Origin of the sequence: Phaeobacter sp. HF9A, assembly GCF_011806385.1 — a bacterium.
In the GTDB taxonomy this organism is placed as follows: Bacteria; Pseudomonadota; Alphaproteobacteria; order Rhodobacterales; family Rhodobacteraceae; genus Epibacterium.
Genome location: NZ_JAATOX010000149.1, coordinates 1 through 8,311 on the forward strand (window position 1 = coordinate 1; position 8,311 = coordinate 8,311).

Sequence of the window (8,311 nt, forward strand, 5' to 3'; positions counted from 1 at the left end):
CAGGCCAAAGCACTGATCTTTCGTGGATTTCGCGCCAGTGATGCAGGATTAATGGGTCCTGAGCCTAGGCACAAGGTGTCAGCCAGCCTCTGCGGGGTTTGACGCAGTCAGACGCGCAGGTCTGTGCTCTCAAGGCCGATACGGTCCAGATCATAGGGGGTGGTCTGATAGATCTCTGACACCCAATTGCCATAGAGCAGATGCGCATGGCTGCGCCAGCGGTTCAGCGGCGGCTGGCTGGGGTCATCGTCGGGATAGTAGTTGCAGGGCACATTGATGGCTGTCCCCGCGGCCACGTCGCGATCATATTCCTGTTTCAGCGTGCCGCTGTCGTATTCAAAGTGGTTGAAGATATAGAGCGCGCGATGCGCGGGATCCTCGACCAGACAGGGGCCGGACTCGTCGCTGCCCAGAAGCGTGCTGAGCCCCTCGACAGCGTCGATCTCCGTCTGGTTCATTTCGGTCCAGCGCGAGACGGGAATGACGAAATCATCCGAGAAGCCGCGCAGATAGGGCGAGGTCGGCTTGAGGTTCTTATGCCGGAAACAGCCAAAGGCCTTGTGGTCCAGCATGTGTTTTTTCACCCCGTGGAAGTAGTTGATCATCGCCATGCCGCCCCAGCAGACGCCAAAGGTGGAATGCACATGGGTCTGGGTCCAGTCAAACACCTCGCGCAGCTCGTCCCAATAGGTGACATCCTGAAAACACAGATGTTCGATCGGGGCACCGGTGATGATCAGACCGTCGAACTTCTCGTGTTTGACCTCCTGAAAGGGGCGGTAGAACTCCGCCATATGGGCGGCGGCGGTGTTTTTGGTCTGATGTTCTGTCATGCGGATCAGTGACAGTTCGATCTGCAAGGGGGTGGCGCCGATCAGCCGGGCGAATTGGTTCTCGGTCTGGATCTTTTTCGGCATCAGATTCAAAAGGCCGATCCGCAGCGGTCGGATATCCTGGCGTGCCGCCTGATCCGGCGTCATGACCATGACGCCCTCGTCCGACAGGACGGAGTAGGCGGGCAGGTCTGAGGGGATCTTGATGGGCATGTCAGGTCCTTTTTTAACGATCAGATGAGTGTATCGGGCGAAGGTAAATAGGGTCGTTACGCGCGGGCCTCAAGGGCGGAGGAAATCAACTCTTCGAAATCCGCGGCATTTTTGACGGCTGCGATCTCGTCTGCGGTGACGGTCACGCCCCATCTTTGGGCCATTTCCTGATAGCGCGGCTGGCGATGCGCCAGCGCCTGCGCATAGGTCCAGCGCAGGAAGGTATGTGGATCAACCTCGCCTTCGGAGAGATTGTTTTTGCTCAGATATTCCTCCCAGACGCGGGTCAGGAATTCGGGCTGATAGGCCATCGGTTTGGGGGCGCGATCAAAGCGGCGGATCAGCTCCTGGGTGTGATCCTCGCTGCCCTTGATCCAGACCAGCAAGGCCCGCTGGCTCAGCTCTGTCAGCAGGGGATCCTTTGGGTCGGCGGCCTCGACCCATTCGCAGATGGAGCCGCCGGAATCGCAGACAAAATGCGGATAGCCATAGATCCGCTCTGAGCGTTCGATGAAATAGCCGGTGTCGGTCAGCGCCTGAATCTCGGCGGTGCGGAACTGGTCCTGTCGGCGGCGATATTCCTCGATCGTGAGCCCCCCCTTGGCAGCATCGCCCGGAACCCCGAGGTAGCCGGCCACCGCGCTGAGGTTATCAAAGGTGATATTGGGGCGGATATCCACCGAATCCGTCAGCAGAAGCGCGCGCAGGAAGGGGTTTTTCATCGCCTCGATCTTGGCCTGATCGGAAATGAATTCGCCGAGGTAGCGCGTCGCGATGCGGTAGTCGACGGAATAGTGGAACCACTGGCCGGAGCCGCGCAGGATATTGCTGATGTAGGTCTTGCCAAGGCCAGACATGCCAAAGAACAAGACCCGTTTGGAGGGCGCATCGCGCCAGGCCTGAGCGGAAGAGTAGAGCATCATTTGACCTTATTCACAGCCGTTTCTGCCTTGCTAAAGAGCGGCGGCGTCAAGGTCAAATACATGTCGCGCCCCGTTGATGCGAAGCGGGCGCGCGCAGGGATGAAAACGCAAAAACCCTGCCAAAAGAGGCAGGGTTTCAAAGGGTCGTGGGGCGGGATCAGAAGTAGAAGCCAACCTTGACCGCAAGGCTCAGGGCGTCGTTGTCGTTGAAGTTGCTCACCGGCGTCCCCCCTGGCGAGGCAATGGCGTCGCCAAGTTTGGTATAGCGCAGGCCCGCGGCCACTTTCATCTTTTCCGTCTGATACTGCACGCCAAGGCGGATCGCATCCATCCCATGGGTGGGCGCAAGCGGCGAAACCAGATTGTCGCCGTCCACATCCTCATAGATATAGGCCAGAGACGCGGACCAGTTCTGGTTGAAGCGATGGCCGACACCCAGCGTATAGGTGAAGGAATCGTCCAGGTCGATCAGATCGCGCCCGCCAAGCGCGCCAAGCACGACAAGATCGGTGACGCTGTGTTCGGCCCAACGCACATTCCCGAACAGGATGGTGTCTTTTGCTATGCCAGATTGGAAATCCAGGTTCACCGATTGCGGCGTCTTGGTCTTGGTGCTGGTGTTGAGCGTGGTGCCGCCAATGCCCGGCACACCGGCGGGTGTTGTCTCGACCAGACCGAAGCTATGTTCGATCTCGGACTGATAGGTCAGCGCAAAGCGCAGCGCGATGTCGGGGATCTCATAGGCGACGCCCGCAACCCAACCAAAGGCGCCGTCCCGGCCAACATTCACGTTGTAGCCCGAGAGCGGGACAACGGCGTTATAGGCGGCGCCTGCCAGGGTGATGTCGCCACTGATTTCCTGGTAGCGCAGGCCGCCATGGACGCTGAAGCGGTCGTTGAACTTGTAGCGCAGAAGGGTGGTGATCGCGTTGGAATCCGCATGGGCCATGGTGCCCCCCAGCAGCGCAGAGCCGCCGGTGGTCGGGTAGCTCACATCCACGCCCCAGGGTTCATCATAGATCACCGCCACAGACAGCTGATCGTTGATATCGGTCTTGAAACCGCCACCGAGCATATTGAAGCGATCCCCGACGTCACCGGTCGCAGACCCAAACGGGTTGAGCGATGTGCGGTCGTTACCCGACAGGTCAACGGATGTGGTGGCAAAGGAAAACTCCGCATAGGTGCCCTCCTCGAAGATCAGGCCGATCGGCTGGCCGGTCCGATCCAGGCCGCTGGCCATCGCTGTGGTGGCCAGAAGCGTCGTAGCAACGGATGCTGCGATGTAATGTTTCATAATGTCCTCCCTCAGGCGCTCGGCGACATTATATGTCGCGGTGCGTTCTGCCCATGAGCGTAAGGGAAATGTGACAGTTCTCGCAATGTTGACGGAACGGCAGGTTGCGTCAGCTTTCGGCCGCCTGGCGCCTACTGTTGCCGGGATGATACAATGTTGAGGAAATTCCCCGTAACAATCAGCGCCGCGCCAACGAACAGCCAGATTTCGACGCTTTCACCGTAAATCAGCCATCCCAGCAGGGCGATGAAGGGCAGGCGGACAAAATCAATCGGCATGACCACCGCTGCCGGCGCCAGGGACAGGGCGCTGGTCATGCAGTAATGCGCGCCGAGCCCCGCGCAGCCGATGATCAGCAGATAGGGCAGGCTCTGGGCGTTGGGCAGGGCGAAATCCAGGTCCCACCCAGCCAGCAGCAGGCCAAAGACCAGCTGCATCGCGGTCAACCAGAACAGGATCGAGTAAATACTCTCGTGGCGGGTCAGCCGCTTGGTGGCGATGCCGGTCATGGCAAAGAACAACGCCGCCCCCGCCGCGCAGGCAAGGCCCAGGTTGAAGGTCTCCGGGCTGGGGCGCGCGACGATCAGGATACCGATGAAGCCAAGGCAAACCGCGAGAAGCCGCATCCGTGTCAGCGCCTCGCCCAGAAAAATCGGCGCCAGCAGAATGACCCAGATCGGCGAGGTGAACTCCAGCGCGAAAACCTGCGCCAGCGGGATTGCGGTCACCGCGTAAAACCAAAGGTTCTGGCCGGTAAAATGCGCCGCGTTGCGCATCCCGTGCTGCAAAAGACGCTCGGCGCTGACGGTGCGCCATTTGCCTTGCAGGGTGATCAGCCCGGAAATCAGCACAAGGCCGATCAGGCTCCGATAGCTCATGATCTCGAAGGTATCCAGCGTGAGACCAGCTTCGCGCCCGGCGATGGCCATTGCGGAAAACGACAGGATTGCGCCGATCATCCAGGTTGCCGCGCGGGCGATCTGTTGGGGGGAATCCTGCATCTGCTTATATCCTCGGGTAAAATCAGACGCAGAAGGGCGGGAAACGCGCGCGGGGTCAAGCCCTTGTGGTGCGGATGTGCAAGAGGCGGAACCGATCACGGCGTCCGGCAAAGAAAAAGCTCCGGCTGCGTTGCGGCAGCCGGAGCTTTGGGAGCAGGGGTTATTCCCACTCGATCGTGCCCGGAGGCTTTGAGGTGATGTCATAGGTGCAGCGGTTGATGCCCTTGACTTCATTGATGATTCTCGTGGCGGTCTCGCCCAGGAATTCATGGCTGAAGGGGTAATAATCCGCGGTCATGCCATCGACGGAATTCACCGCGCGCAGGGCGCAGGCGTAATCATAGGTCCGCCCATCGCCCATCACACCGACCGTGCGCACCGGCAGAATGGCCACAAAGGCCTGCCAGATTTCGTCATATAGCCCATGTTTGCGGATCTGGTCGATATAGATCGCATCCGCCTCGCGCAGGATCTCCAGCTTTTCGCGGGTGATCTCGCCAGGGCAGCGGATCGCCAGACCCGGTCCGGGGAAGGGATGGCGGCCGATAAAGCTGTCGGGCAGGCCGAGTTCACGCCCCAATGCGCGGACCTCGTCCTTGAAGAGCTCGCGCAGCGGCTCCACCAGCTTGAGCCCCATTTTTTCCGGCAGACCACCGACGTTGTGGTGCGATTTGATCGTCACCGAGGGGCCGCCAGAGAAGGAGACCGACTCGATCACATCGGGGTAGAGCGTGCCTTGGGCCAAGAACTCGGCGCCGTCGATCTGGTCGGCGTATTTCTGGAACACGTCGATGAACAGCCGGCCAATGATCTTGCGCTTGGTTTCGGGGTCGGAGACGCCCTCCAGCTCGCCCAGAAAGAGGTCGGATTCGTCCGCGTGGATCACATGCAGGTTCATATGATCGCGGAACATGCCGACGACCTCATCGGCCTCGTTCTTGCGCAGGAGCCCGTGATCGACAAACACGCAAGTCAGCTGATCGCCGATCGCCTCATGGATCAGTGCCGCTGCGACCGAGCTGTCAACCCCGCCCGAAAGCGCGCAGATGACCTTCTTGTCGCCCACCTCTTCGCGGATCTTCTCAACCATTTGTTCGCGGTAGGCGCCCATGGTCCAGTCGCCCTCAAACCCGGCGAGGCGCACGAAGTTTTCATAAAGCGTCTTGCCGTTGGGGGTGTGGTGCACTTCGGGGTGGAATTGCACCGCGTAGAAGTTGCGCTCCAGATCGGCAGTGATCGCAAACGGCGCGTTGGGAGAGGTGCCATAGACCTGAAAACCGGGTGCGATTTCAGAGACATGGTCGCCGTGGCTCATCCAAACTTGTTCGGTCTGGTCGAGGAACCAGCCGCCCAGGAGCTCGATACGCTCCTCGGTCGGGGTCACATAGGCGCGACCGAATTCGGCGGTGCCATGACCCGACTGAACGGTGCCGCCGAGCTGATGCATCATCACCTGCTGGCCATAGCAAATGCCGAGGATCGGCACGCCGTAGTCAAAAATCTCTTGCGGCGCGCGGGGAGATCCGTCGCGCGTCACGCTGTCGGGTCCACCGGAGAAGATCACCGCCTTGGGCGCAAAGTCGCGCACAAAGTCCATAGTGACATTCTGATAGGGGTGGATTTCGCAATAGACGTTCAGCTCACGCAGGCGGCGCGCGATAAGCTGCGTTACCTGGCTGCCGAAGTCTATAATAAGAAGGCGGTCATGGGCTGTTTCGATCATGCTTGGCTCTTAGGGTTTGGCGGCGCATCTGGCAAGGGGGAGATGGCGCGCAGGCCGCGATTAGCAAGGTATACAACGGCGTGCAATTTGTGTCGCAATGCGAGAGGAAACTGTCCCCTTTCGCGAAACTTCTAGGGCGGAATGTCGCATTTATGCGAGAATAGCCGTTATCATTCGATGATGCTGGGAACTCCTTCGGTAAGCAGACTTCACCGAATTCATACTGTCGCGAGGTAGAACAATGACGGAAGCAGCACCACGTCGTCGGAGCAGGGGTGGCGGTGGCGCCGCACGTCGTGCGGAACGGACCAGCGTAAAGATCGAGACCGCCAAGTACATCGAGCGGAATATTCCGAACTTTGAGGTGCTGAACGAAGAGGCGCTCGAAATCATCGAGGCCAACGCCGAAACCATCCTCGAAGAGGTTGGCGTCAATTTCGTCGATAACCCCGCAGCGCTGGAACGCTGGCGCGAAGCCGGTGCCGATGTGCAGGGCGAGCGCGTGCGTCTGCCCCGTGGTCTGGCCCGCCAGCTGTGCTCCACCGCGCCGAGCGAGTTCACCCAGCATGCCCGCAACCCGGAGAAATCCGTGGTCATCGGCGGCCGCAACCTGGTTCTTGCGCCGGTCTACGGCCCGCCCTTCGTGCGCGATGCCAATGGCGGCCGCCGCTACGCGACGCTGGATGATTTCCAGAAGTTCGTGAAACTCGGCTATATGTCCAAATGGCTGCATCACTCCGGTGGCACCGTCTGTGAGCCGACCGATGTGCCGGTGAACAAGCGTCACCTCGACATGATGATGGCGCATATGGAGCTGAGCGATAAGCCCTTCATGGGGTCCGTGACCGAACCGAGCCGCGCCCAGGACTCCGTCGATATGTGCGGTATCCTGTTCGGCAAGGACTTCGTGCAGGAAAACACGGTGATGACCTCGCTCACCAACATCAACTCGCCGATGACCTTTGACGATGTGATGATGGGCTCGCTGGAAGTCTATGCGCGCAACAACCAGGCCTGCATTATTTCGCCCTTCATCGTGGGCGGTGCCATGGCCCCGACCACCGTTGCAGGCACGCTGACGCAGGTTCTGGCCGAAGTCATGGTCGGCGTGGCCTATAGCCAGCTGATCCGCAAAGGGGCGCCGGCGATCTTTGGCGCCTTTGTGGCCTCGATCGACATGAACTCCGGTGCGCCCACCTTTGGCACGCCCGAGGCCTCGCTGGTGACCTATGGCGCAGGCCAACTCGCCCGTCGTCTCAACCTGCCGTTCCGCTCGGCCGGCTCTTTCTGCGGCTCCAAACTGCCGGATGCACAGGCGGCCTATGAGACCGCAAACTCCCTGAACATGGGTCTGCTGTCTGGCGTGAACTTCATGCTGCACTCCTGTGGCTGGCTCGAAGGTGGTCTGGTGGCGGATTTTGAAAAATTCGTCATGGACGCGGATCAGCTGGGCGTGCTGCACGGTCTGGCCAAGGGCATCTCGATGGACGAGAACGGCCAGGCCATGGATGCGATCCGCGAAGTTGGCCCGGGTGGCCACTATCTCGGCTGCGAGCATACGCAGGCGAACTTTAAATCGGCCTTCTGGAAATCTCAGGTGCTCGACTACAAACCCTTCGAGCAATGGGAAGAAGAGGGTGCTCGCGACACCTACAAGCTGGCGAGCGCCCGCGTGGAGCATCTGCTGGCAACCTACCAGCAGCCCGAGATGGATCCCGCGATTCGCGAGGCGCTGGTGGCGTATGTCGCCGAGAAGAAAGCCTCCATGCCGGATGCCTTCATGTAAGAAAGAGCCGCAACCCCTTACTGTTGCAGCAGAACGGCGCCCTTTGCGGCGCCGTTTTTTATGGCGCCTGCTGCGGCGTCGCCATTGGCAAGCGCCCCGAGATACAGGCGGCTTTCGGCAGCCAGTGCGATCAGGATCGCAACATGGCGGGGCAGGGGATATCCCGCGTCATGGCGCCGTCTGGCGTGGTCCTGCTCGGCCTCCAGATCAAGCAGACGCATGAGGATCGCCGCAGGGCGGTTCGGCAGCACGGAGCCGAGAATCCGCTTCAGATCCCGACCACGGCTATAGTCATCCGCGCCAATCCGGGCGGCACGCGCCAGAAGCCGCGGGCGAGAGAGAGAGGTGAGGCGCGTTGCAAGATCCTGCATGATATTCCCTTTCGGCCTTGTTGCACAAATCGGCTGATGTGCGAGCTTCCCCCTTCCCCGAACGGACTTACTCTACGGGCTGTGTGGCGGGGATTCCAAGTGCCGTGTAGCCGTTGAGCACGGCGATACGCACCTGCAGCTCGGCGACCTGGCGCTCGAAGTCT

Annotated in this window: 7 protein-coding genes; 1 reads left to right on the forward strand and 6 read right to left on the reverse strand. The window is 60.3% G+C overall.

Annotated elements, in window-relative coordinates:
* Window positions 1-107 precede the first annotated feature (107 nt).
* From metA to guaA, 5 genes are all read right to left on the reverse strand, one after another.
* On the reverse strand, window positions 108-1,046 hold the full coding sequence (gene metA, locus HCZ87_RS18365) for a homoserine O-succinyltransferase (RefSeq protein ID WP_167646164.1): 939 nt from the start codon (window positions 1,044-1,046) through the stop codon (window positions 108-110).
* 56 nt (window positions 1,047-1,102) lie between these two features.
* Window positions 1,103-1,966, reverse strand: a complete 864-nt coding sequence (locus tag HCZ87_RS18370; RefSeq protein ID WP_167646175.1) for an ATPase — start codon at window positions 1,964-1,966, stop codon at window positions 1,103-1,105.
* A 160-nt stretch (window positions 1,967-2,126) separates the two neighbouring features.
* The gene (locus HCZ87_RS18375) at window positions 2,127-3,266 is read right to left on the reverse strand and encodes an OmpP1/FadL family transporter (protein ID WP_167646166.1); all 1,140 of its coding nucleotides are present in this window, start codon (window positions 3,264-3,266) and stop codon (window positions 2,127-2,129) included.
* A 131-nt stretch (window positions 3,267-3,397) separates the two neighbouring features.
* The gene (locus HCZ87_RS18380; RefSeq protein ID WP_167646168.1) at window positions 3,398-4,267 is read right to left on the reverse strand and encodes a DMT family transporter; all 870 of its coding nucleotides are present in this window, start codon (window positions 4,265-4,267) and stop codon (window positions 3,398-3,400) included.
* A 160-nt stretch (window positions 4,268-4,427) separates the two neighbouring features.
* Complete coding sequence (guaA, locus tag HCZ87_RS18385) at window positions 4,428-5,990, reverse strand: glutamine-hydrolyzing GMP synthase (protein WP_167646170.1); 1,563 nt, start codon at window positions 5,988-5,990, stop codon at window positions 4,428-4,430.
* A 241-nt stretch (window positions 5,991-6,231) separates the two neighbouring features.
* Here guaA and HCZ87_RS18390 point away from each other — a divergent pair, with 241 nt between their 5' ends.
* Window positions 6,232-7,776: a trimethylamine methyltransferase family protein gene (locus HCZ87_RS18390; protein ID WP_167646171.1), complete on the forward strand. Its 1,545-nt coding sequence runs from the start codon at window positions 6,232-6,234 to the stop codon at window positions 7,774-7,776.
* 17 nt (window positions 7,777-7,793) lie between these two features.
* On the opposite strand, the gene HCZ87_RS18395 is transcribed toward HCZ87_RS18390, so the two are convergent.
* A complete protein-coding gene (locus HCZ87_RS18395; RefSeq protein ID WP_167646173.1) occupies window positions 7,794-8,147 on the reverse strand; it encodes a DUF6477 family protein in 354 nt (117 codons plus the stop codon).
* Window positions 8,148-8,311: the final 164 nt, after the last annotated feature.